This is a genomic window from Reichenbachiella sp. (assembly GCF_039944555.1).
Taxonomy (GTDB): Bacteria; Bacteroidota; Bacteroidia; order Cytophagales; family Cyclobacteriaceae; genus Reichenbachiella.
Genome location: NZ_JBDUYN010000008.1, coordinates 208,293 through 233,172, shown reverse-complemented (window position 1 = coordinate 233,172; position 24,880 = coordinate 208,293). Strand labels below are relative to the sequence as shown.

Annotated in this window: 13 protein-coding genes; 11 read left to right on the top strand and 2 right to left on the bottom strand. The window is 42.7% G+C overall.

Annotated features, from left to right (window positions below; all coding sequences use genetic code 11):
* Positions 1-136 precede the first annotated feature (136 nt).
* Entirely contained in the window at positions 137-12,301 is a 12,165-nt protein-coding gene (locus ABJD64_RS14750; RefSeq protein ID WP_348182836.1) for a hypothetical protein, read from the top strand.
* Between the two features lie 361 nt (positions 12,302-12,662).
* Complete coding sequence (locus ABJD64_RS14745; RefSeq protein ID WP_348182834.1) at positions 12,663-12,908, top strand: hypothetical protein; 246 nt, start codon at positions 12,663-12,665, stop codon at positions 12,906-12,908.
* A gap of 166 nt (positions 12,909-13,074) precedes the next feature.
* Here ABJD64_RS14745 and ABJD64_RS14740 read toward each other — a convergent pair whose 3' ends face one another.
* Positions 13,075-13,830 (bottom strand): TerC family protein, encoded by a 756-nt coding sequence (locus ABJD64_RS14740; RefSeq protein ID WP_348182832.1) that lies wholly within the window; start codon positions 13,828-13,830, stop codon positions 13,075-13,077.
* A gap of 140 nt (positions 13,831-13,970) precedes the next feature.
* Here ABJD64_RS14740 and ABJD64_RS14735 point away from each other — a divergent pair, with 140 nt between their 5' ends.
* From ABJD64_RS14735 to ABJD64_RS14705, 7 genes are all read left to right on the top strand, one after another.
* The gene (locus ABJD64_RS14735) at positions 13,971-14,420 is read left to right on the top strand and encodes a MarR family transcriptional regulator (protein WP_348182830.1); all 450 of its coding nucleotides are present in this window, start codon (positions 13,971-13,973) and stop codon (positions 14,418-14,420) included.
* A 49-nt stretch (positions 14,421-14,469) separates the two neighbouring features.
* Positions 14,470-15,003 (top strand): NAD(P)H-dependent oxidoreductase, encoded by a 534-nt coding sequence (locus tag ABJD64_RS14730; RefSeq protein ID WP_348182828.1) that lies wholly within the window; start codon positions 14,470-14,472, stop codon positions 15,001-15,003.
* Positions 15,004-15,030: 27 nt separating this feature from the next.
* Positions 15,031-15,462, top strand: a complete 432-nt coding sequence (locus tag ABJD64_RS14725) for a DoxX family protein (RefSeq protein WP_348182826.1) — start codon at positions 15,031-15,033, stop codon at positions 15,460-15,462.
* A gap of 91 nt (positions 15,463-15,553) precedes the next feature.
* Positions 15,554-16,018, top strand: coding sequence for a GNAT family N-acetyltransferase (locus ABJD64_RS14720; protein WP_348182824.1), 465 nt, complete (start codon positions 15,554-15,556; stop codon positions 16,016-16,018).
* A 275-nt stretch (positions 16,019-16,293) separates the two neighbouring features.
* The gene (locus ABJD64_RS14715; protein ID WP_348182822.1) at positions 16,294-16,725 is read left to right on the top strand and encodes a DUF1987 domain-containing protein; all 432 of its coding nucleotides are present in this window, start codon (positions 16,294-16,296) and stop codon (positions 16,723-16,725) included.
* Between the two features lie 525 nt (positions 16,726-17,250).
* A complete protein-coding gene (locus tag ABJD64_RS14710; RefSeq protein ID WP_348182820.1) occupies positions 17,251-19,614 on the top strand; it encodes a PAS domain S-box protein in 2,364 nt (787 codons plus the stop codon).
* The gene (locus ABJD64_RS14705; RefSeq protein ID WP_348182818.1) at positions 19,601-19,990 is read left to right on the top strand and encodes a response regulator; all 390 of its coding nucleotides are present in this window, start codon (positions 19,601-19,603) and stop codon (positions 19,988-19,990) included. Before ABJD64_RS14710 ends, ABJD64_RS14705 begins: the two co-directional genes overlap by 14 nt.
* A 45-nt stretch (positions 19,991-20,035) precedes the next feature.
* On the opposite strand, the gene ABJD64_RS14700 is transcribed toward ABJD64_RS14705, so the two are convergent.
* Positions 20,036-20,650 carry a DinB family protein gene (locus ABJD64_RS14700; RefSeq protein WP_348182816.1) on the bottom strand — a complete coding sequence of 205 codons (615 nt, stop codon included), beginning with the start codon at positions 20,648-20,650 and terminating at the stop codon, positions 20,036-20,038.
* Between the two features lie 186 nt (positions 20,651-20,836).
* Here ABJD64_RS14700 and ABJD64_RS14695 point away from each other — a divergent pair, with 186 nt between their 5' ends.
* Positions 20,837-22,057, top strand: coding sequence for a TCR/Tet family MFS transporter (locus ABJD64_RS14695; RefSeq protein ID WP_348182814.1), 1,221 nt, complete (start codon positions 20,837-20,839; stop codon positions 22,055-22,057).
* 81 nt (positions 22,058-22,138) lie between these two features.
* Positions 22,139-24,757 carry a DUF5686 and carboxypeptidase regulatory-like domain-containing protein gene (locus ABJD64_RS14690; protein WP_348182812.1) on the top strand — a complete coding sequence of 873 codons (2,619 nt, stop codon included), beginning with the start codon at positions 22,139-22,141 and terminating at the stop codon, positions 24,755-24,757.
* Positions 24,758-24,880 lie beyond the last annotated feature (123 nt).

Sequence of the window (24,880 nt, the reverse complement as noted above, 5' to 3'; positions counted from 1 at the left end):
GGTCATCATTCAAGACTTAGTATCCCAGGGTAGGGTGGATGAATGTGACAATCAACCACGCCACGCATGTGAAAAATGCTGGCCTGAAATGTCGATTTCCACGAACTGCCTGATCACACTATAAAAGAAATCAGAAATGAGAAGAATATACATAATTATCGGATGGATACTGATTGGTCTATCCGGTCGACAGGTGGCCCTTGGCCAGGACTGGAATCATCGTGTCATTCAGAATGAAACTATGTGGTTTCATACGGCAGCCATGACACAAGAAGATGGTCAGATGCCCTACTACATTAACGGAACTTCCACTTTTGAGGACTGTCCTGGTGCCGATATGGATCTTGGCGCACTGATTCCGTCAGGGAAGCAGGTGATGGTCTATATGCCTGGCAATACCATAGGCGACCTTTGTGGTGATTTCGAACATACCAATTCAATTGGTTTTGGTCATTATTTGCCGGAACAGGCAGCACTCTTGGGTGCCTCAAATGAAATTTATAACACAAGGATTGAGGTAAGCTGGGACCTTTTTTTCAACGAAGGTATTGCTGCAGATGGATACATGTTGTTTCGTAGTGAATCTGACGACAACTGGACAGATGCGGAATTGGACTACGCCGTAGCGACCACCTGGGGAGACGTGACAACCTTCGAGGATAATAATCTCAAGTTTGGAACAGAATACTACTACAAAGTGGTGGCCTTCAATGTTTCGCTCGAAGCCGGTTGGATCACCGAATATAGCTCTAGTGTAAAGGGCACCACTTCAGGTATAAATTACAACGTAGCTGCAATGAATGAATATGAACTGCGACATGAGATTACGGTCAGTTATGATGTTTTTACAGGTTTTGAAAATAATTCGCTTTTCTTTCGTATTACGGATCAGTCTTTAAGAGAAGAAATAGCCGGGAGTGAAAACGGCTTGATCGATCATATCAGCGAACAGGTAGGTAGCTTTTGGGACCTGTCTCTTGAAGCTAAAGGAAGCGACGCACAGGGTGTTTATGGTACTTTGCCTTCCTCGTTCACTGATCTTTCAGGAGACTGGACTTTAGAAATGATTTTGAAGGTCGATTCACTCGGTACCTTTGACGTTTCAGCGCTTGTCAGCAACGACAATACCTCCCTGGTAGTCATAGATAATCAGGAAGGAAAGATTCGATTCAAGAACGAATCGATCAGTGAAAACTTACCAATGTCCTCCTGGTTCAATTTATCGCTGGTCAACAAGGCCGGACAACTCCGGATGTATATCAATGGTACTCCTGCATTAGAGCCCGTAGCGTCCTCAGAACGACCCAAATTCATCAACGGAAACAGAAATCATGAAAACTTTGTCCAAAATATGGACGTGGGCATGGTACGGGCCTGGGAGGGTGCTCGCACACAGGATCAGTTGCTTGAAGATCACCTAGACCTCTACAGAATACAGGGTTCGGCCCCATCGAGTATGATCAACGAGTGGGTCATGGACGATCCGGTATTCGCAGATGTGTTTGGGTTCAACAATGGACTTGACGGAAAATCAGATGGAGGTACATTGGCTTTTACCACAACTGATGTGGAATCTTTCGAGCTCGAATGGGTAGAGAGTTTTGTATTGAGCAATATCGATATCACAATTCCCTATACCCAATATGTAGAACCCGACATCACCCATGATTTTCTGATGGAAATATTTGAAGTGGGCAGTGGAATTAGACATACTTATGCATCCGCATCGGCTACTTCATACTCTTCACCTGCAGCTACTCTAAATACCACTAATGTCCACAAGGACACCGTTGAGCTTCACTTCGTAAGTGCCAGTGTGGCCGAAAAATTTGAAGTCTGGCGTACCACCGGCGGAGATCCCGATACAAGAATCAAGATCGATGAACTAGAGATTGAGGAAGACGATCGCGGCCAGGTCGACATGATTCTCAAAGATTTTTATGCGTTTGACAGTGATCAATCCATACGAGGAGGTACAAATTATTCCTATGAGGTGATCCCTTACTACGAACAGACCTCCTTTTTAGATGATGAAATCGGAAAGGTCTCCGATAGTCAACAGGCACTGGATATGGGTCTGGTGTCCACCCCCGGAGTGGATGATATTACACTGAGCTGGGACCAGACTACCATAGCCACTTATTTTACCGACACCGTAATGATCACCAGGGACGGGGAGGTTATTGCCCGCCTGGTGGGAGCTGATACCTATGTCGATCAGGAGATGACTTATGGCAAGACACATACTTATGGGATTCATCCGGTGAGAAACGCTCAGATTGTGTTTGGGCAATATACGGAGCAGCAGACCGGTACCAATGGTACGATCAGTGGATACCTGATCGACAAAAGAAACGATCTGGCTTTGGCTAATACGTCGATTGAGGCCAGTGCGAGTATCGAAGGTGCCGAAGAAACAATTACGCTTGATGCAAATCAGGCAGACGGTAGTTTTATCAGATCAGGTATCTACTATGGTGATCATGCCACTTACCGCTTAAAGGATCTGTTGGGTGCCACTTTCGAATTGAGCAAAGACTATCCTCAAAAAGAGGTTTTTCTGAAGACCGATTCCCTTGCACCGGCCAGTGAGGACAAAAATCTGATTCATAACTTAAGTTGGTTAGGTGATAATCACTCGGATATCGAAAATACTTTTTCTTTCAGATGGTATACTGAATACAAAGATGGGGTCGTGGATCTACACGACCCTGATTTCCATCTCTACACCAATGTGTATCGCAATGATGAATTGATCGGTATTGTTCGTGGTGGAAACAATGGACATGAAACTACACAACTAACGACTCTGGAATATAAATGTCGCCCCAATGATGGGAATGGTTCATGGGTGTTAGAAACAAACCCGCAGATCATTGAAGCATATCCCTGCTCTCATAACAAGAATCTTTATCGAAGAGAGAGATTAGAAGAGGGTGAGGGTGCTTACATCGAACAGTCTTTTTCAGATCCTACTGGGATTTCAGGAGAAGAATATGCCTATAAATTTCTCACTTACTACTATGATGCGGTTGAAGAGCAATTTCATTACAAGGACACCTTGATATCAGGAGTTTATCCTGGGATGACGGCTGTATCCGATTTGGTAGCACAGGTTTCCGGAGCAGGCGACGCCATAGCACTCAGCTTTAGCTATACTTCGGCAGATCAGACTCTGGTAGATGCGTTTGATATCTATCGTTCGTACGCCGATGGAGATTCTACACTGATCGGTGCATTATCGATCAATAATCAATCAACATCTTATGCCTTTACTGACCACACCGGTATCCCTGGTACGGATTATACTTATCAAATCATAGTCAGAACAGGCGCAAACGAATCTGCCTCGTCAAACCAAGTCATGATCACCTATCCGGCCGTGACCGATTATTTGCAAGTTGGCCTGGCAAGTGTAGTACCATTAACGAATGTTCCCGGGCACAAAATCGAGTTGACAATAGACGGGTTGGATGCAGCATATGCCGACAATCACTATCCTGTGGATGGCGTGGTACTCTATGCCGATGGCCAGGCCATAGATACCCGCAGTATTGATCAGCTACTCAGGGATGGAACCTCCACCAGGTATTATCAATTTGAAAATCGTAATGGATCGGCAGGTGACGTGATGGCCTATAAATATGGATTTTACAAAACCAATGAGGACCTCACAGCGATAGTTCATAAGACAGCTTTCTCTAATGAACCTGCCTTTGCAGATGGCGGTGATCTATCGAACAAAACCATCGCAATAACCGAAGGAGAAGGTTATGCCAAAGTAACCTGGACAATGGACCAGTCCGATCAGGACAAATTATCATTGACCACCGCACGTACCCGATTGGTATCTGACGGTGGTATTAATTATGACTTGGATCCAACTGTTCGCAGTTTTATATTTAGTTGGCATAGTGTACTCTTGTCCTGGTCGCTCAATGAATATGATGAAGCGAATAATCTGCTTCAAACTCAAGATATCGAACTTAGCGGTGAATTGAGTAGTGGAAGTGCCGTGTTCCCGGAAATTCAAAACCTGCAGGCCAGTACAGACCTTTCAGATGAAGTATTTCTGACCTGGGAGCATGAAGAATTTTCCCACGCACAGTTCGAAGTTTATAGAAACAATATCTTGCTGGCTACAGTCACGGATCATCATTTTATTGATCCCTGGGACGCATCTATAGCTGTCAACGAATATCATGCCTACCAGGTCAGAGCCATTTACGATGAGGATGAGGACGGTCAGATTGACTATCACTCTTCTCGTGCTACGGCAGCGGGGATGATCAGGGTACCCTTCACTATTGAAGGCCACGTGTATGATGCCAATGGATACGGTGTGCCATACATCAAGGTCAATGTAGCCAACTCAGTTGTACTTACGGACAGCACGGGGTATTATCAATTGAATAAGCTTTATTATCCTGACCAGGAGTCTGTAATGTTGCGGGCAACTTGGTTGGAAAACGCGCTTGATCTGACCAAAGACAACTACCAGATGATGGTGGATGACGTAGCCATAACTTTTGATCAAACCCGGCCTGTCACCATACACAACTTCCGGATCACTGACGATTATGAAGTGGTACCGTCTGGCAGCACTCAAGTGGCAGATGCTTTTGCGCTCCATGCTTATCCTGATGCCGATGGCTTTTCGATGGATCTGAAGCTTCAAGCGTCCAATGGAGATTATGATGGAGTAGAGGTCTATCGTGGTGGAAGGTTGATCACTGAGATAGATAATCTCTCTGACCTTTCTTGGACCGACCATAGCGGAGAAAGTGGCCTTGATTATAGCTATCTGGCCATACCATATGTGTATGATAATCAGGGAGAAAGGGTATATGGAATGGAAAAAACCTCCATCACCGAGTATTATCCGGCACTGGATGCACCGAAATACCTCGTAGCCGAAATCCGGAACGGAGAAATTGAATTGATCTGGCGCGATGCTGTGGCAAATAATGGATACCAGATCCTGCGAAATGAGGAGGAAATAGCGGTATTGACTAACGGTGAAAATACCTTCATTGATGAGACCGGTAAGGCAGGAGATGTCTACCGATACAAAGTACACACCTTGCGACCACAGGAAGACTACATTGCCAGAAGTAGTGGCTATGAAGAAGTAACCGTAACATACCCGTATCCAATGGAGGTAATATCGATCACCTCGTTGGCTGATGTGGAAACCAACACGACAACACTGAGCTGGGATTATGAAAGTAGTGCGGACATCACCCGGGTCACCGTAGAACGCAACGGAAAAGTATTGTCTTTGAGTGAAGAACTACCTACCTCGATTGAAGATACTACCGGTATTCCGGGTATTGTGAATACCTACAGGGTCACGACCTATCGATCAAACGACGAAGATGCAGTCCCGTCGGTAGGCCAGGAGGTGCAGATCCTCTATCCTGAATTACCGGCTATTGATACCCATCAGGCACAGCCATATCCGGAGACCATGACACTTACCCTTTCCTGGGATTATGCAGTCAAGACCCTGGATGGTTTTCAAGTAACGGTGAACAAGGCAGGAACATCGGACCTGGTGCTTATCCGTCAATTGGAAGCTGTACCTGGACAAACAACTCACTCATTCACTTTTGACCGGGGAATATCCGGAAAGGCTTATGACTTTAGCATCATCCCCATGACGACACGCAACGATGTTTTGTATCAGGGGCCTGACTATAGCGCAACTGAGACTTTTCCGGTATTACCGGCGCCTGTATTGACAGTAGCTGAGCAGGGCACCGAATACGCCCTGATCACCTGGGATTACGAGGATTTTGATTTGGATCACTGGTCCGTAACCTCGCCATCAACACAAACACTGGAGGCCGGGGAGCGATCGCTTCTTATCAAGGGCTCAGGAAGCCAAACTGTTGCTATAAAAGCAGAAAAGACGGGCGGAACCTCATCGTCAGCGGGAACTATGTCCGTTTCGTTGGCCGGTGGAGCTACAGCAACGATGGGGGCCACCCCTCAGGCCTATGCGGTTGACCTGTCCATCACTTCAAGCGTAGCCACTGAAATCAAACTGTACAAAGACGGTGTATTGCTGCAGACCTGGGCTTCGGGATTAGATCAGGTATATGTAGATGAAGAGGTGAACCCAGGTGAACGGTACCTATACAAAGTAGAACAAGGAAGTAAGTCTGATGCTGTACTGGCAGGTCCTTTGGCTGATCCGGATGGTCAGGTGTCTGGTTCGGTGACCTCCTTTACCGGGATAGGCATTGGAGGTGTGACCATGCGTTTGTCAGGTATGTTTGATGGCCGGATGATTTCCAAAGAGGTCACTACACGCAGTGATGGTAAATATTTCTTTACCGGTATTCCGTATGGTGAAGATCCGCAGGAACCTGCTGTTTATGCCGTGACGCCTATGTCTGTGGATCGTGTGATCATGCCTGAAAATCAAGAGGTATATCTTTCTTCAGCCGAGACCACACAAGCGGTAAATGCATTCCGGGATGAGAGTAGCTTTACAGTATCAGGTATTCTCGACTATGGATGGAAAGGATCTAAAGTCCCTGATGTCATGGTCAAGCTTCTTGGTTATACCTCCTTGAACGGAGTTGCAGAAGAGCTGGACCAACAAGAATCCGAAGACGGGGCTTATAGTTTTAGTAGGCCTGTCGACCCAACTTACGTGGCTTACCAGGTGCAGTTGGATCCGGAATATCACAATTCTCAGGTGGAAGATAGTGACCAGGAAGGCCCTACAGTAGCAGATGAGTATTACTATACATACTTCGGGCAAGACAATGGGCAGGTGCGTTCTCAATTGCTTGATGCCACGACGCTGAGGTCCGGGGACGAATTGCGTGCCTCTTTTGAAGACACACTCAGAGTGTCCACTCGTTTTGCTGTCAGGACTGTAGCCGGTCCTATGAATGATTATAGATGGACATTACGCTTTAGAGACACGAGCGGAGAGGTGGATACTACTTTGACCACCAACCCGGCCGGAGTACTCCTTGCTCAGCTTCCTCCGCTCAACTATGAGGTCAATTTGATCAGCGTGGATCGTCAGACTGCGCTGGCCGAGGCAGTGATCGCTTACTTCCGTCCGGTAACCATCCAGCTGGCCCATCAGGACAGCCTCAAAAGTTTTACAGATGGTATAGTGACTAAGGCTGAGGTATACGAAAAACAGGATGAACTGTTTGTCACCGACGTAGACCTGGTGTTTCACAAGGTCCCCAATATCAGGGTAAGCGGACTGGAAAGGTCTGATTGTGATGTGTCTACCGATGTGAAGGACCTGCCGGTGATTGCAGGGATCAGCGCCGACAGCCCTACTTCAGTTACTCTGGGTTTTGATGTTGAAGAGGATTTCGACGGGAATCTCGGTACGGTGACCGAAGGGTATCTGTTAGTGGTCAACAATATGTTGCCTTCGGATCCAATAGATACCCTACGGTATGACGATAGCTTACCGGCCTGGAGAAAATGGAATCCAGTCAGCCAGGGATGGGATGGTGCCTATACCTTTACGGCCGCTGACCTGAATGTGGTGGCGCCTTATACCATGCTCATTGAGGTACATTATTTCGATGCCCATGACAAGTACCTGGCCACCCAATTGCAGGAGGTGATCGTGACCGGTATGAAAAACATCGGGGATTCGGATTTTGTGACCGATCCGGAGGAGACTGAATTTCCGCTTTTCGTCTTGCGCGACCCACCTGGTGATGCCAGTAAAGCTTCCATCGAAAAAGGCACCAGCCTCAAATACAATTATGCGTCTAAAATGGTGTTTTCAGGGAGTCAAAAATGGGATAAAGATTTTAAATACAGTTTTTTCGGTCTTGGAGGTAAAATTAACCTAAAAATTGGGTTAGATGAATCCAGTACACATAGCAACAGCTATTCTTTCAGCCTGGATTTCAAAGAAAGTTTGTCTACTCCGGGCAGCGCTACTTTTGATCCGGATCGAAAGAAGTACCAGATGGGCAGAGAGTCCGATATTATTGTGGGTATGGGAGCCAACCTGCTCTATGGTGTAGCTCGCAGGGTATCAAATGCGGATGACGCATGTGATATTACTGAAGAGAAGATAATCACTGTGGATCTGGCTGATATTTCGACTACCTGGAGCTATACCATTTCTGAGATCGAACGTAATATTGACTATTATGACAAGCTGCTTAATGACCCCGAGGTATCTTTTGAAGGTGAAGATGACGAAGCAGGTCTGAGAGACAAATGGGGAGGAATCAGAGACAACTGGGAATCTATCCTGGAGTGGCATGACTATCGAAACAGGGCCCCTGCCAATATGTGTCGCATGGTCCAAGGGATTCGTAACCTTTTAGACGATAAAGTAGGGAGTAAACCTCATAAAGATGAAGACGGAGAGTTTTATGGAGATTATTACATCGAACGCGAAAGGTTTATTGTTGGAGATAAGGATAGAGAAACAGAATTTGAAGACCTTGAAGATTTCTGTGATTCGAATCTTTTCAAGTATGTTGAAGAAGGTATATACGTTAATCTCGTGGGCGGTGATGAAGCAAGCTATGGCAGACGGTGGACGGATCAAGACTTTGATGACTACAAAGATCATTCCGAATACTTCCAGCAGGTATGGGCAAGATATAACGTTTGGGAAGTGGTCAGGCAGGCCAGTACCCTTGATTATAATGGTGCATTTGTCAATCAAAACGACCTGGATCGATTTTACACTGATTACGCCCAGAATGAAAGTTTTGGAGATCTGGTAGAAAACCGGTCGTTTTCGTCAGGGGCAGGTTATACACAAACCATTACTTCTTCTACCTCCATTGTCCAATCGCTGGCGGAAAATTTAAAAGCTTCTTTGGGAATAGATATTACAAAATCGTCTAAGGTTTCATCAGAAAACGTCATCTATGGTACTTTCGCTGGTGTTGGTGCCGGTACAATAACTAAGGTAGAAGGTACTAAGGTTGTAACTAACTTCAAAGTTGGCTTATCAGGTACCGCTACTTTTGATTTCAGCCAGGGATGGACGACGGGTGAGTCGCTGAAGATCAGCTATACCCTCGATGACAATGATCCGGGTGATCACTTCAACACGTGGGTACTGCATGATCCGACAGGATACAACTATGCTGCTACACCTGATTTTATCCTGGCGGCGGGCAAGAGTAGCTGTCCTTATGAAGAGGGTACGATCCCCAGGGATATGCCACAGCTTAAAGCCATGGATGAAGACGGGGTGCAGTACCCGACTAATTATTATGATCTGAGACCATTCCAGGGTTCTTACCCGATACCTTTACAGGTTACGAACCTGGCACCCTTCTACGAAACCCGTAAATGGGGCATCATGCAAGGGGCGCATGGCAACGTGCAGGGGTTAAAGATGGTCTATGGTCAGGAGATTATGGGGGAATCTACCTCAAAACTGTTGTATGTACACGGTGATGAGCCTACCTATGGTCAGCTGGGCTTTGGGTCCTATGGTGCCGGTCTGGGTTATGACTTTGAGGATGTCCATGTGATTGTAGGTCCGCAGTGTGAGATCGCCAATGGCTGGGTGCATCCTGAGACCACGGACACCCTTACTTTGAATATCCATTTCAGAAGGCCATTGCCACCGGTAGGTTTTGAGCAGGAAGACAACTGGTTCATCACGCAAAATGTACCGTCGTGGACCTTTGGGATCCAGAATTACCGGTTGGATATCAGACAGGCAGACTTCAAAGAGCTTTGGTTGGAATACCGAAGAACTGATGGAGACAACTACAGCTGGACCAAGATGACGGACGAGGATGAAGAAACGGTGCTGAGCAAGGAATTTTTGCAGTCATATTATGATCAATTCCGTCATATCTACCCTTACGAATACTATCCGTTTGCCTGGACGCCGGATGCCGGTATCCTGGACGGTAACTATATGATCCGGGCAGCCATCGTCCATCCTGATGGAGAGATCGGTTATTCACCGACCTTCCCGCTGGGTACGATAGACCGCCGAGCGCCAAGAGTGGTCAATCTGCCACAGCCGACAGACAAAATTTTGTCCAGAGGCGATGTGATCGGTGTCAGTATGGATGAGATGCTTAACTGTGACTATTTCTATGCCCACCCTGAACTGACAGATTTGACAGTTTATGAGCTGGACGGTACGGAATATCGTACGTTGACCTTCCATAGCGATCCGGAGATATCGGAGTACGAATTGAGGTGCAGTGGATCGGGTATCGATATCATCATTGATGAGGAGATATTGGGAGAAGTAGACGGCAAGGATGTGGAGTTTACCATCTCCGGGCTTAAGGACCTGGTAGGCAATGTGGCGGATGATGTGGTGTGGAAGTTTAGATCGGACAACTTCAAGTTTCCGGTATCACCGATCAAATTGTATGATCCATCCGTAGTACTGGTCAATAAGTCTTCCGGTAGCGAAATACCCTTTGTGATGGCGGCCATGGAGTTGTATGAGAATTATAGTGTCTTAGACTCTGTGGAACTGCAATATAGAAAGGTAGGTACTGATACCTATTTGACCTATGACGCACTGACCATCGATGAGATGCGGGAGAGTTATGAATTGTACAGCCCGGACCATACCAAAAAGCCACAGGATACGATCATGCTAGTCACAGCACATATTCCGGACGGAGAGTACAACTTCAGGCTGGTGGCCTGGGGAGAAGGTCGATTGCGTACTTCCAACGGTATCAACGGTACATTCGATCGGATCAATCCATTTGTGATGAATGTAGCACCGGACAGTAGGGTGGTAGATTGGGGAGACCAGATCAGGGTCACTTACAGTGAGAAAATGTATGACCGGGATGGCTTAAGTTTTAGTGCAGCAATTGTTCATGATGACGGGTCATCTACGGATTTTACAGATCGCATGCAAGGGTTTATCAACTCCAACTGGACCGGGTTTACCCTCAATGATATTGATGATGTACTGCTACATTCAGCGTTCGGTGATACACTAAAAATCGAGTTGTTGGGAGTCACCGATTATTATGGGAATCTCCTCGAAGAAAATCTCATCACGTTTGCCATTGGCAATTTTGCTGAAAATGTTTCTCCAGTGAATATCAATACCCCTAAAACATGGGTAATGAATGCAAATACGCAGTCGGTGGATTTCTTTGTAGATGATTATGACTTGCACGGTACCAAGGGTAAGGATTTGGACAGTCTGAAGCTGGTATACCGCAAGACCAATGGCAATCAGTTTAATGAAATTGCGAGCTATACGATAGCTGACCTTAGGGCCATATATAAATCAGGTACATCGGCTTATTCAGAGCCAATGGTAGAAATTACCTGGGACATTAGCAATACGGCCCTGTCTGATGGTAGTTATGCAGTACAGGCTGTGGCTTACGGAGACAATGGCAAGCCTTTGTATTCCAATTCATCCAATGGTGTCATAGACACCAAGGCTCCATGGTATACAGGAGTTTTTGGACCGTCGGATGGAGTCTTGAATGACACAGATTACTACTTTAGTTTCGATTATTCCGAAGCTTTGGACGAAAATGTGTCAGGTACGGTTAGCGTTAGTCAGATAGTCAATGGAGTACCTGTAGCCATAAATGCGTCTTTGTATCAGGTTGTTGCCGAAGGAAGTGTGTTGAAAATCTTTCCCACAGAAAACTTCAAAGTGATTTATTCTAACGAAGAGATAGAAGTATACCTGTCGGGCTTGGAGGACAAGTACGGAAACGCTCAACAGGAGGATCAATGGATACGATTTACCCTTCAGGATTTTGGCTATCTCAATACCGGTTCGAGGCAAGCAACAGATTTGGCGGCCGACAGAAAACAAACCGGCGAAATTGAGGTGAGTTGGACCTCCTACGATCTCTATGATGAGACCATGATCGAACGATCGAGAGATGGGGTCAACTTCGTGGAAATCGCCAGGTACAATGGCAACATTGAGAATCATATGGATGAGATCAACTTCAGTAACATCGTATTCTATCGTTTGAAACAGATGATTGACACGGTAGACTACTATTCCAAAGTAGTGGCAGTCGAGACAGACAATCTGATTCCTCTGTTGGTGTCACATGTGTACCCGATGCCATTTGATGGCAAGGCGTTTAGGTTGGCTGTGATGACCAATAATTTGGAAGATGATCTTGAAATTCAGATCATGAGCACAACCGGAATGGTAGTAGCCCAGCATTATATCAATGCCGAAGTATTGAACAATCTGAATGTGAAGATCAGGTTTGATGAACCGCTCAAGCCGGGTATTTATCACATGCAGATGGTACAAGGTGGAAAGAGGAGTTATCAGAAATTGCTCGTGGCAAAATAATGAAGGGATGGGTAATAACAGGTGGGTTACTTTTCGGTACCACACCTGATTAGGAAACATAAAATAGTAAGCAAGTAGAAAGGTAAGTTTCTGAATTATAGCAACTAATTTTTATTGAAATTTACCATAACAGGTGGACAGACGGTCTGCCTGTCTTTCTCCTTGTCATAGCGAAACCGAATTCAATAGCAGCATATTTGGGTGAAGATCGGTTGAAAAGGTTAGAGAAGTATTCCAGTCAATTGGTTATGACAACTTTTTTAGTACTGGAATATGTAGGCTGACAGATATATAATCAGTTGGGTCGCTCTTACCTTGATTCCGTTGTATACCGAATAAGATAATAACCAAAATGATAGTGATGAATATCAGAAGTAGCATAAGGAAAGTCCTTAGAAAGAAAAAGGCCGATCCTATAAGAGTAGCCAGGGCAAATTTAGAAACACAGCAGTACAAACTTTTTGAAGCCTTGGAAGAATATATCTGGCAGGTAAAAATGCATGGGTCAGATGAGGTAAATCAACAGTTAGATCAAATTATGGAAAAGTATCATTTTTTCTCGCAAAAAACGGATTGGAGTTTTGATACTACGAATCCGCCGGAATAAAAAAGCCTAAAAAGGGTAATCAGAAAGGCTACCTGAACTGCCTGTTTAAACTAAGGTCGTGGTTTGTCATGTCAACGCACACACAGGTGCCTATGTAAACAATCATGGTTAGGTAATTTGTATGTGATAATACGGGCACTAACGATTATAGCATGACAAAGTAGGATTAATTGATGATACCCTCCTGGGAAACTCTTTTGTTCAGCTTAATCTTTTGCCTTCCTTTTCTGATTTTAATATTCAGCATCTCGACCACTAACGAAAAGAATACAGCAAAATAAATGTATCCTTTCGGCACATGATGTCCCATGGATTCAACCATCAGCATAAAACCAATCAAAATAAGAAATGATAATGCAAGCACCTCTAGTGACGGATTTTTAGCAATAAAAGAACTGATTTTTCCTGCAAAGGACATCATAATGAACATGGCAATAATCACTGCGATAATCATAATCATCAAATGACTCGTAAGACCTACGGCGGTAAGTATGGAATCAAAAGAGAAAATAATATCCAGCATGATGATCTGAACAATAACTCCTCCAATGGTTGCGGTAGTCTTGCTGGCGGCCTCTTTGTGCTCCAGCACCTCCATCTTATGATTGATCTCAACCGTACTTTTGGCCATAAGAAAGAGCCCTCCTCCGGCCAGGATTAAATCGCGCCCGCTGAAAGCATGGCCGAACACAGAAAACAAAGGCTCTGAGAAACTAATAATCCAGGTGATACCAAATAGAAGGCCTATTCTAAAAACAAGCGCACATAGTAAGCCAATGTTTCTAGCTTTTGCCTGCTGCTCATGCGGTAGTTTATTGGATACTATCGATATGAAGATAATATTGTCTACACCAAGTACAATTTCGAGAAAAGTAAGGGTAAGTAAGGCAATAAGCCCCTCGGGAGTCATCAATGCGTCCATAGTAAAAAAGAGGTTGTATGTAATTCAATATTAATCATCAGCGATTAATATCTGCTATTGTGAAGGAATATTTTCTATTAATGAAAAAAATCAATAATATTTGTAACTACAAATAACGTAACTCCGTTAATAGTCGCAATATGAAATTCGAAGAAGAGATCAAGCAGTCAGCATTCAAAGACCCAAGGGAAAAGGCCATTATTAATATTTCCTACACAGGCAATTGGTTGCGAGATAGATTTGAATCAATATTGAAGCCCATTGGAATCAACGAACAACACTTTAATATTCTTCGGATTTTGAGAGGTCGTCATCCTCACACGATTTGTCCGGGAGAGATCAAAGAAGTATTGATAAACAAACGGGGAGACTTAACCAGACTGCTAGACAAACTGGTAGCTATGGAATTGGTAGAACGAGATATCAATCCTGACAATAGAAGGATGATCAACCTCAAAGTGACAGACAAGGGCTTGGAACTGCTCAGTGATCTGGACCCCAAGGTGGAGATGCAAAATTCTGAGAATAACGCGTTGACTAAAGAAGAATCCGAGCAGCTAAGTGATCTGCTGGACAAGCTTCGGGGATAATTTTTTTACCTAAACAATTGTAAATACAACAAACGTAAAAACAAATAAAATGAGCAAGATAATAGCATTTGCAGGAAGCAACAGTTCTACATCTATTAATGTACAATTAGTAAAGTATGCTGCGTCATTGGTGAAAGGTGCGACTGTTGAAGTCATTGATCTGCGAGACTACGATGCACCAATATATAGTTCGGATTTAGAAAAGGCGGGCATTCCAGAGTCAATTCAGGCTCTGGTCAGCAAACTGGCTGAGGCCGATGCTTATATAATAGGTGCTCCAGAGCACAATGGTAGTTTGTCAGCGTTTTTCAAAAATATCTTAGACTGGGCATCAAGGCTGGAAGGCAAGTTCTTTGGAGGTAAGCCCGCGCTTTTGTTGAGTACCTCAGGTGGTCCGCGAGGTGCGGCAGGTAGCCTGGCCGATCTAAATACTAAGATGAAGTACTTTGCCGGAGAGGTGGCAGCTACTTTTAGTCTGGGTTCTTTCTACGATACGTTCGATCAAGGAGCGGGTGTGGTCACCGAGGAGACAGCATCTGGTAGTTTGAGGGAAGCAGTGATTCAGTTTGAAAAGGCACTATAAAATATTAATCACTAAGAATAAAAATAAATGAACACGTTAGTACAACTACTAAAAGGAGAAAACGCTGAAGACCAGGGAAAATTTCTAATGAGATTTATTTTGGGATTTGCCATGCTGATACACGGATACGGCAAGATCATGGGTGGCGCAGGTTACATAGCTGGTATGCTACAGGAGATGGGAATACCTGGCTTTATAGGATATGGAGTAATACTTGGTGAAGTGGTAGCTCCCTTGTTGATTTTAATCGGATACAAATCTCGACTGGGTGGATTGGTGATGTCTTTCACAATGTTGTTCGCTATAGTTATTGCTCATTCAGGAGATATTTTTAGCGTGGATGATTATGGTGGCTGGATGATTGAATTGCCTTTGCTCTATTTGGTGGGAGGACTTGCAATAGCATTTTTGGGTGCTGGTAAGTACAGTGTGTCTAAAGGGCAAGGAGATTGGGATTGAGCGGAACCCATTTAAAGATCATATAGTTCAAGTTGATTGAGGTTGGTTTTGGAGCCCTGATATTTATCAGGGCTTTTTTATCTTCGAAGAAATGATAATTAGAAAATTAAACAAAGCCCATGTGGCGGAGGCTAGTCAGCTCATAGAACAGGTTAGCAATAAATATACGCTCGATGATTTTACGGAAAGGGGTTATCAAAATTTTAAATCTAAGGTTTTGAACGAAGGCATGGTAAAGAACCTTGAAGATGGATTTATGTACTGGGGAGCATTCGAGGAGGAGGTAATGGTTGGGCTAATTGCCATCAAACTACCTGCACACCTATATAATCTGTTCGTCCATACCGATTATCAAAAAAAAGGAATAGCGACCAGACTATGGCAACATATGCTTTCGCATCTAAATCCAGAGTCATTAACACTTTTCTCATCAAGCCATGCGATAGGTCTGTATCAGAAGCTTGGGTTCGAGCAGTCTGGTGAAAAAATCGACAATGATGAGATCATATGTTACCCCATGTTATGGAAAATGAGCAAGGACTCTCGGAATAAATAGTGTCTAAAAAAGCCTGATTTTGAAGGATTTTCTTACATCCTAGGTAATTTGCTTAGCTTTTTTTGCACTTTAAAGCGGAGTAATCGCCCTTTAAGAGAAGTATGAGCACTTCTAATTTTTTTCTCTCTTTTTATCAAAATTTAGTTTCCTCTTTGCTTAAAAAACTATTTACGGATATCCTGTATTTTATTAATGCAATAAGCTCTTCATCTTTGAACCATAGAATTAGAATGCAAACAACTAAAATGTTGAATTGGATTAAAATTTTTTAAACTATGCAAGGATATTTTATCAGATCATCAAGAGTTACACCATCAGTTTACTTCAATCCTAAGAAGGAGCTTTTGGATCTACGAGGGAAGTCGAGTCCGGAAAACCCGTTAAGTTTTTATGGTTCCCTTCTTTTGAATATGGATCGTTACGCAAAAAGTAGTACGGGAAATATTACGGTGAATCTGGCGTTTGAATATTTTAATACCAGCTCATCTAAGTGCATATTTAATTTGCTCAGAAAACTGGAAAACTTTGATCAGCAAGGAAAGCGAGTGATCGTAAACTGGTACTATGAGGATGAAGACGACGACATGTTGGAAGCGGGAGAGGATTTCAGTTCGTTTTTTGGATATGAATTCAACTTTGTATCAGTACCAGTAATTAATTCTCTCGGAGAAGAAACAGAAGAAGAACCGCAACTCAACGCGGCTTAAAATATTTAGTAGGACAGAAAACAACAAAGTTATGAAACCGAAATTCAAATCAGCAGAAAGAGTAGTGAGACAGGTAGTGTTGGGTACGATATTAACCTTTGGGTTTGTACTGGCGTGCACGATGCTGAGTGTAATGATATAGTTACAGAAGAGCCAGCAGGAGAAGGATTAGAGGCAACATTAGCAATTAATTACCTGCTTGTTGCATGACAGACGGGGTTCGGTATTTACCAGCTATGGGAATTAAGGTATTTAGCGAAGGCTCTAAAGTAATTTATTAAGGTGGTAAAGGTTACGCGCAAGCGTAGCCTTTTTTTGTATCCAGCCAATTACGGTACGTATTTAATAGATCAAGCAATAAACTCCAGAGTTTGATCTTCTTTAATTCTAAATCTAAACGTACACTCTTGTACTTTGCGGACTGGTACATTTTTAGTCTCCTCAATCAGACACTTTGGGACTATTGCCGAAATGTGGTTCCAATTCCTCCGTTATTTTGATTAAATTTAATAAGAGAGGAAGGTTATGGCTCAAAGTAAGCTGACCGACCTCAAGCTATTAAGTTTTGGACAAAGGCCACCAAATATGCCGAGGACACAAATCAGGGAAGAAAAGTATTTGGACATCATCAATCAATTTGCTGTTGGGTTGTTGAGTCAAAGTACAATCCAGGAAACACTCTGGAGTGTGATTGACAATGTGGTATCGAAACTCGACTTTTACGATTGCGCCATCTACTTGCTGGATGATGACAAACAAAACCTCATACAAGTAGCCTCTCAAGCTTATAAGAACAAAGAAACGAAAGTTACCAATGCCGCCCTAATCAAAATGGGGACAGGTATTGTTGGTAAGGTTGCTATTGAAAAGAAGGCAAGAATTACCAGCGATACAAGCAGCAGCGAAGACTATATTCCAGATGATCAATGGCGTTTTTCGGAAATCACCATTCCTATTATTCATGAAAATGAACTAATAGGTATAATAGATTCCGAACACCCTGATAAGGATTTTTTTCAACCTATTCATCTTAATATCCTTACTACTATAGCCTCAATGGTGGCAATCAAAATTGTGCAAGCACGCCACTTAGAGAACCTGGCTGCTAGAGAAAAAAGCTTTGATCTAATTTATAGTAGCACAAATGACCTGATTTTCTTGATTGCAGTTGAACCGAATGACGAATTTAGATGCGTTTCTGCCAACCGTGCATATTTGGAACTGACCAAGAAAAAGAAGAATGAAGTAGTTGATAAAACCATACATGAAATATGGGATGAGGAAAGGGCCAATACAATTCTCGGATACTTTCGACAGGCTATAAAAACTAAAAAACCTATTACCTATCAAATAACCTTTGGTTCAGGGAAGAGTCAAACGATAGTTGAGACAAAACTGACCCCGGTGTTTGATCAGCGAGGGAAATGCACCAATTTGTCTGGAATTTCAAGGGATATTACCGCCGCGGAAACGACAAGAAATGAGCTAAATCAAGAAAGAGAAAAGTATCAAATGCTATTTTCTCAGGCCAACGATGCCATATTCATATTGAAGGATGATATCATTATAGAATGTAATGATCGCACCCTGGAGGTATTTGGAAGAGAAAGGAAGGATTTGATCGGTTTTAGACCTTGTGAACTTTCACCAGAGATTCAACCGGATGGACAATTGTCTGATCGTGAAATGGAAACAGATAATTTTCAATGGCTGCATACAAAAGGAGATGGCTCTTTTTTTACCGTTGATGTGACTTTGTCAGAATTTAGTTTTGGCGATGGGCAGTATGTTCAGGCTATCATGAGAGACATCACCGATCGAATTGAAGCAGAAAATGTGCTTCGGGCAAGTGAAGAAAGATATCGCAGCATATTCGAAAACTCATTGGACGGCATTTATAAAAGTACGCCTGAGGGAAAGTTTGTTGAGGTGAGCCCGGCATTGGTGAAAATGCTCGGTTATGATTCTGAAGAGGAATTGCTTGCCATTGACATTAAGAAGGAACTATACTTTAGCGAACAGGATCGGTTTAAGCACTCCAACCAATATAGGTTAAGAAAAAAAGATGGTAACGAAATCTGGGTCGAAGATCATGGATTCTATCAATATGATAAATCAGGAAATAAAATTTTCCACCATGGTATATTGAGGGATGTGACGACACAAAATCAGAAGCAGGAGGAGCTACAAAATTTGCTGAGCATGACTAGTGATCAAAACAAGCGACTGCAGAATTTTGCGCATATCGTATCTCACAATATTCGCTCTCATAGTGCCAATTTGACTTCGCTGGTTTCATTTATGGAAACTACCCAAATTGAAGCAGAAAAGGAGAAGATGTTTCAGATGCTCAAGAGTAGTACCGGTCAGTTGGAAGAGACAATAATGAATTTGAATGAAATCATTACAGTCAATCAAAACCTCAACAAACCTGTTGAAAAAAGAAACCTTCTCATTGAGACTGAAAAAACGATTCAAGTTTTGGCAGGAGAAATACATGAAAATCAAGTAGATATCATCCTTGATATTCCTTCCGATCTTGAGGTTAGCATCATCCCGGCTTATTTGGATAGCATACTTTTGAATTTAATTAGTAATGCTATCAAATACAGGAGGCCAAATATCCTTCCCGAAGTGAAAATAAATGCTACTACGAGTGATGGTTTGGTGAAAATCATCATCTCAGATAATGGATTAGGTATAGATATGGACATTCATAGGAATAAAATATTTGGAATGTATAAGACATTTCATGCCAACGAGGATGCGAGAGGATTTGGGTTGTATATTACCAAAAATCAAATTGAAGCCATGAAAGGTAGAATAGAAGTCGATAGTGAAGTAGAACATGGTACCACATTTACTATATTTTTCGATGAAGAGCGTTAAATCAATTTTTGTGGTCGAAGATGATCCTATTTCTTCGTTTGTTATCAAACTTGCACTTGACCAACATCCTTCATTTCTGGAAAGTATGGAATTCAAAAATGGTAAAGACGCCGCAGAATTTCTTGCTGATAACTCACAAGTTCATGATCTTCCTGAACTTATTCTTCTAGATATTAACATGCCAGTATTGGACGGCTGGGGGTTTTTGGAGAATTTTTCTACAATGTCCGTCAGTAAAAATATTCCGGTAATTATGCTCACCTCTTCAGTGAACCCTGAAGATATTGAAAAAGCCAAGTCGCACGATTTAGTGAGGGGTTTCTTGTCTAAGCCTTTGAATAAAGAAAAACTTGATGAAATTCTATCTTTGATCTAAAGGATTTAAAAGAACCCGACTGGAAACCAGACGGGTTCAATTACTTTAGGCTTTCGGAAATGAATCACTCTTGATGATCTCAACGATTTGTTTCATGTGCCGCTGTGTATGTCCGCTCATAAACAAAACGACTTGGTAGGCGTCTACCTTGCCAAATGGAAAATCAAAATATCGGTTTCTCAGGTCTTCCTTGGTTTTCTTGACAAAAACCATATTCGATTTTCTCTGTGCCTTGAATGCATCTAATGATCCTGTGTACGATCCGAAACTATTGGTCGGCTCGAATTCTGGCCTTGTTTTTACTTTCTGGTCACGACTTGTGATCAATGCCAAGACTTGTTCGTCAGACATCATCACCTCACTTCTCTTGGATGGATCCGGATCAGCTTTCAATGTCATTTCCACAATTCCGAAAATGTTCTTTTCAGCAATCGCAATATGTTCCATGGTCTCAGCAATCGACCAAACTTCTTCGCTTGATTTATAGTTGAGCTGTGCTTCAGTCAGATCTTTGACAGCTACCAGTAGTTCGTTTTGAGATTGTTTCAGATGATTGATAGCAGTGTTTTTTTCTTCTTTAGTCAAGGAATTCTGAGCGAAGACGGTCAGTCCGCAAAGAATCAGGGCCTGAGTAAATAGTAGAGTTTTAAAATTTTTCATAGTTCTTAAATTGTTTTGGTACAATGACGATTGGTCTTAATTATTTTGGACAAAAAAATTAAGATTTGCTTGTCAACATGAAGATAGCCATAACCAATTGATTGTTTTGCATCATACTTTATACTCTTTTGTTGGCTGGAAAACAAAACGTGCAATATCCCGTATCTTCGATCAAAACTTACCTAAATGAGCAAATCCAAGGCGTCCCTAACCTTCATCTTTATTACACTATTAATTGACGTAACAGGGCTTGGTATCATCATTCCTGTCATTCCCGATTTAATCAAAGAGTTAATAGGAGGTTCCTTGAGTGAGGCTTCTGTTTATGGAGGTTGGCTCATGTTCGCCTATGCTTTTATGCAATTCTTCTTTTCTCCAATCATGGGAGGTTTGGGTGATCAGTTTGGCAGAAGGCCGGTTTTACTGGCTTCTTTATTTGGCTTTGGGATTGACTATTTGCTATTAGCCTGGGCCCCAACCATTGGATGGTTGTTTGTGGGAAGAATACTGGCAGGGATTACTGGGGCAAGCATGACCACGGCATCGGCATATATAGCTGACATTAGTAAGCCAGAGGATAGAGCCAAAAACTTTGGAATGATAGGAGCAGCATTTGGTTTGGGATTTATCATAGGACCTGTTATTGGTGGACTACTGGGAGTCTATGGATCTCGCGTGCCGTTTATAGCTGCTGCTGCATTGACTTTGCTCAATTGGCTATACGGCTATTTCATACTTCCCGAATCACTGGACAAAGAGAAGAGGAGGCCATTCAGTTTGAAGAGGGCCAATCCTCTGGGTTCTCTCATGCAACTCAAGAAATTTCCCGTTACGGTCAGTCTTATGGTATCCATGTTCTTTGTCTACCTGGCCTCTCATGCTACACAAAGTACCTGGGCTTATTATACCATGGAAAAATTTGGTTGGGATGTGAAAATGGTGGGTTATTCGTTGGGTTTTGTCGGGTTGATGGTTGCCATAGTTCAAGGAGGATTGATTCGGGTAGTTATTCCCAAAATAGGCGATAGGAATGGGGTTTACCTCGGACTAACACTATATTTCATAGGCTTTGTACTTTTCGCTTTTGCATCCGAAGGCTGGATGATGTTTGTTTTTATGATACCCTATGCATTAAGTGGATTTGCCGGGCCTGCGTTGCAAAGTATCATGACCGGACAGATTCCTGCTGATCAGCAAGGAGAATTACAAGGGGCAATTACCAGTATGATCAGTCTTACGGCCATTGTAGGCCCACCACTGATGACAGATCTATTTGCAAGGTTTACTAATGATTCTCTGGGAGTCTATTTTCCTGGAGCTCCATACCTGATGGGCGCAGTATTCACTTTTATGAGTATCGGTTTTGCTCTTCGCACGCTTAGAAAATATTCAAGCTCATTTGTTTAATTTGTATCTAACAAGCAACCCAAGTTGTAACTTCTGCATCATGGATGTAGACTAATAAAAAACTCATAGTAAAATCTACTCATGCCTAATTGTATTACTCTTAAAAGAAGTGTTCTCTTCTTTTTATTGCTTGCATCCTCATTCACAACATACTCACAGGGAATTAAAGGAACCATTAAATCATCTAGTGGAGAACCTCTACCCTTTGCGACCATATATGTTCGAAACATAGAAACCGGAACGACCTCTAACGACAACGGATATTTCGAATACCCCTTGCCAGCCGGCAAATACGATCTGGTATTTCAATATTTGGGATACAAATCGGTGGTCAAATTTATAGAGGTTTCCAAAGGTTTCAGCGAAGTCAATATCCAATTGCAGCCACAGACTATCGTCCTCAGGGATGTGGAGATTAGGGCAGGTAAGGAAGATCCCGCCTACACCATAATGAGAAAGGCGATAGCCAAGGCCAAATTCCATCAACAGCAATTGGATAGCTATGAAGCTGAGGTATATATCAAGGGATCGGGAAGACTCATAGACTCTCCCTTCTTTTTGCGCAAAACCATAGCCAAAGAGGGAGTGGATTCTACTACAGCTTTTGTTACGGAATCCATTACGAAGGTAAAATACTCCAGACCCAATGTATATGAGGAAGAGGTGATTTCCATTCGAAGCAATGGCGAAGACAACAATACCAGCCCTATGGAATATCTCAAGGGCAGTTTTTATGAATCAAAGTTAGGCAATGCCATTTCGCCCCTCTCCCCTAAGGCATTCGGGTATTATCGATTTGAATATCTGGGTACCTACAAAGACCAGGACTATGAATTCAGCAAGATTAGGGTCATTCCCAGGTCAAAAGGTGACGACGTGTTCGAAGGAGAAATCTCAATTGTTGAAGAGTATTGGAGTATTCATAGTCTCAATTTAAAGACCAGCTATTTGGGCATAGAGTTTAACATCAATCAAATCTATAACCCAATCCAAAACAAAGTCTGGTTACCCATCAGCCATCAGTTTGATGTAGAAGGAACCTTCTTTGGATTTGAATTTGAGTATGACTATCTGGCCACAGTTAGCAACTATCAAATAGAATTGAATAAAGATCTTGATGTGGAGCTGGTAGTAATCGATGAAAAGGTAGACAAAGAATTGGCCGCTAAGTTGGAAGCTCAAAACAAGAATGTTCAAAACGAGACATTGGCGAAAATGACCAGTGGGAAAGAGATGACACGTAAAGAGATGAGAAAGCTCATGCGCGAATACGAAAAAATGGAAATGGAGGAAGATACCATTCCTGATGTACAGTATATCAATAATGTGATCATAGACTCCCTGGCCTATAAAAAAGACTCTTCTTTTTGGCAATCAGTCCGACCGGTACCACTTTCCGACTATGAGATCAAGGGCTATCACAAAATGGACAGTATGGCTCTCGTTGATAAGCGTGAAGCCGAAGGAGATACAATCAAAACTAAGCAAGGCAAAGAGGGATTTAAAATCTATGATTTAGCACTGGGCAACACCTATAAAATAGGAGAGAGAGCCCATTTGGAAATAGTATCACCCTTGCAGTCGCTCAATTTTAATACAGTGGAGGGATATAATTTTAACTATGAGCTGAGCTTCACAAAAACGTTCGAAAACAAGCATTGGCTAGAGATTGCTCCATTGGTTCGATACGGATTTTCTATTGAGCAATTCCAGAGTAAACTCAAGACTACCTATAAGTTCAATGATAAAAGTATATCACTGGAGGGTGGAAGACATGTGTATCAGATCAATCCCGATCAACCTATTTATCCAATTGTCAATTCGTTGGTCACACTTATGCTAGAAGACAATTACATGAAAATTTATCAAAAAGAGTTTTTGTCTTTGAAATATAATCACAAGATATCTGATAAGTATCGTGTGAATGTCATTGCAGAATATGCTAATAGATTACCAATGACGAATCGTACCAGTCACACCTGGTTTAACAAAAAGGATCACGAGTATACTCCCAATACACCAGCAAATGTTGAGCTTCCAAATACATCTTTTATGGCACATCATGCTTTTTTGACCACAGTAAAAGTGAGTATGAAACCATGGCAGAAGTACTACATTAAAAACAAGGAGCGACGAGCTATCACTCATTCTTCACCAGAGGTGACACTGTCATACGATAATGCCTTACCAGTAGCTGATGCAGAAATTTCGTTTCACAGATGGACGGCTGACATTCGGCATTCTCTCGATGTCGGAATCAGGGGGCGATTGAGTTTTCGTGTAGGTGGTGGAGGCTTCCTGGCCAAGGATAGCGTGACCTTCTTAGATTACAACCATTTTATGGGTAACAGAACCCCTGTTCAGGATATCGATGTAGTGAAGAGTTATCGCTTGTTGCCCTATTACAATTTCAGTACAGACGATGCCTATTTTACTTTGCTTACGCATTATCAATTCAGAAAGCTCTTCTTCTCAAGATTCAAATTTGCTAGAAAACGTGGAGTTCGAGAAAGTGTATTTGTCAACTACCTGGGAACGAATTCAGCGCTCAACTATACCGAAGCGGGCTACAGTATCGACAACATCTTTCGTCTTTTCAGGCTGGAAGGGGTGGCCGCATTTCAGGATGGCGAATACGTAGATTGGGGTATTAGATTTGGAGTGGCTGCCTTCCTAGAAGAGATGTTTAATTTTGATTAGGAATTAGGTTAAGCGTATGAGATAGGGAATTCTTTTCGACGAATGAATCGTGCGGAATATACTTAGATTTGGAATTATGGATTAAATTGAATTATTGTATTAAATAATCCTCAACTACAAACT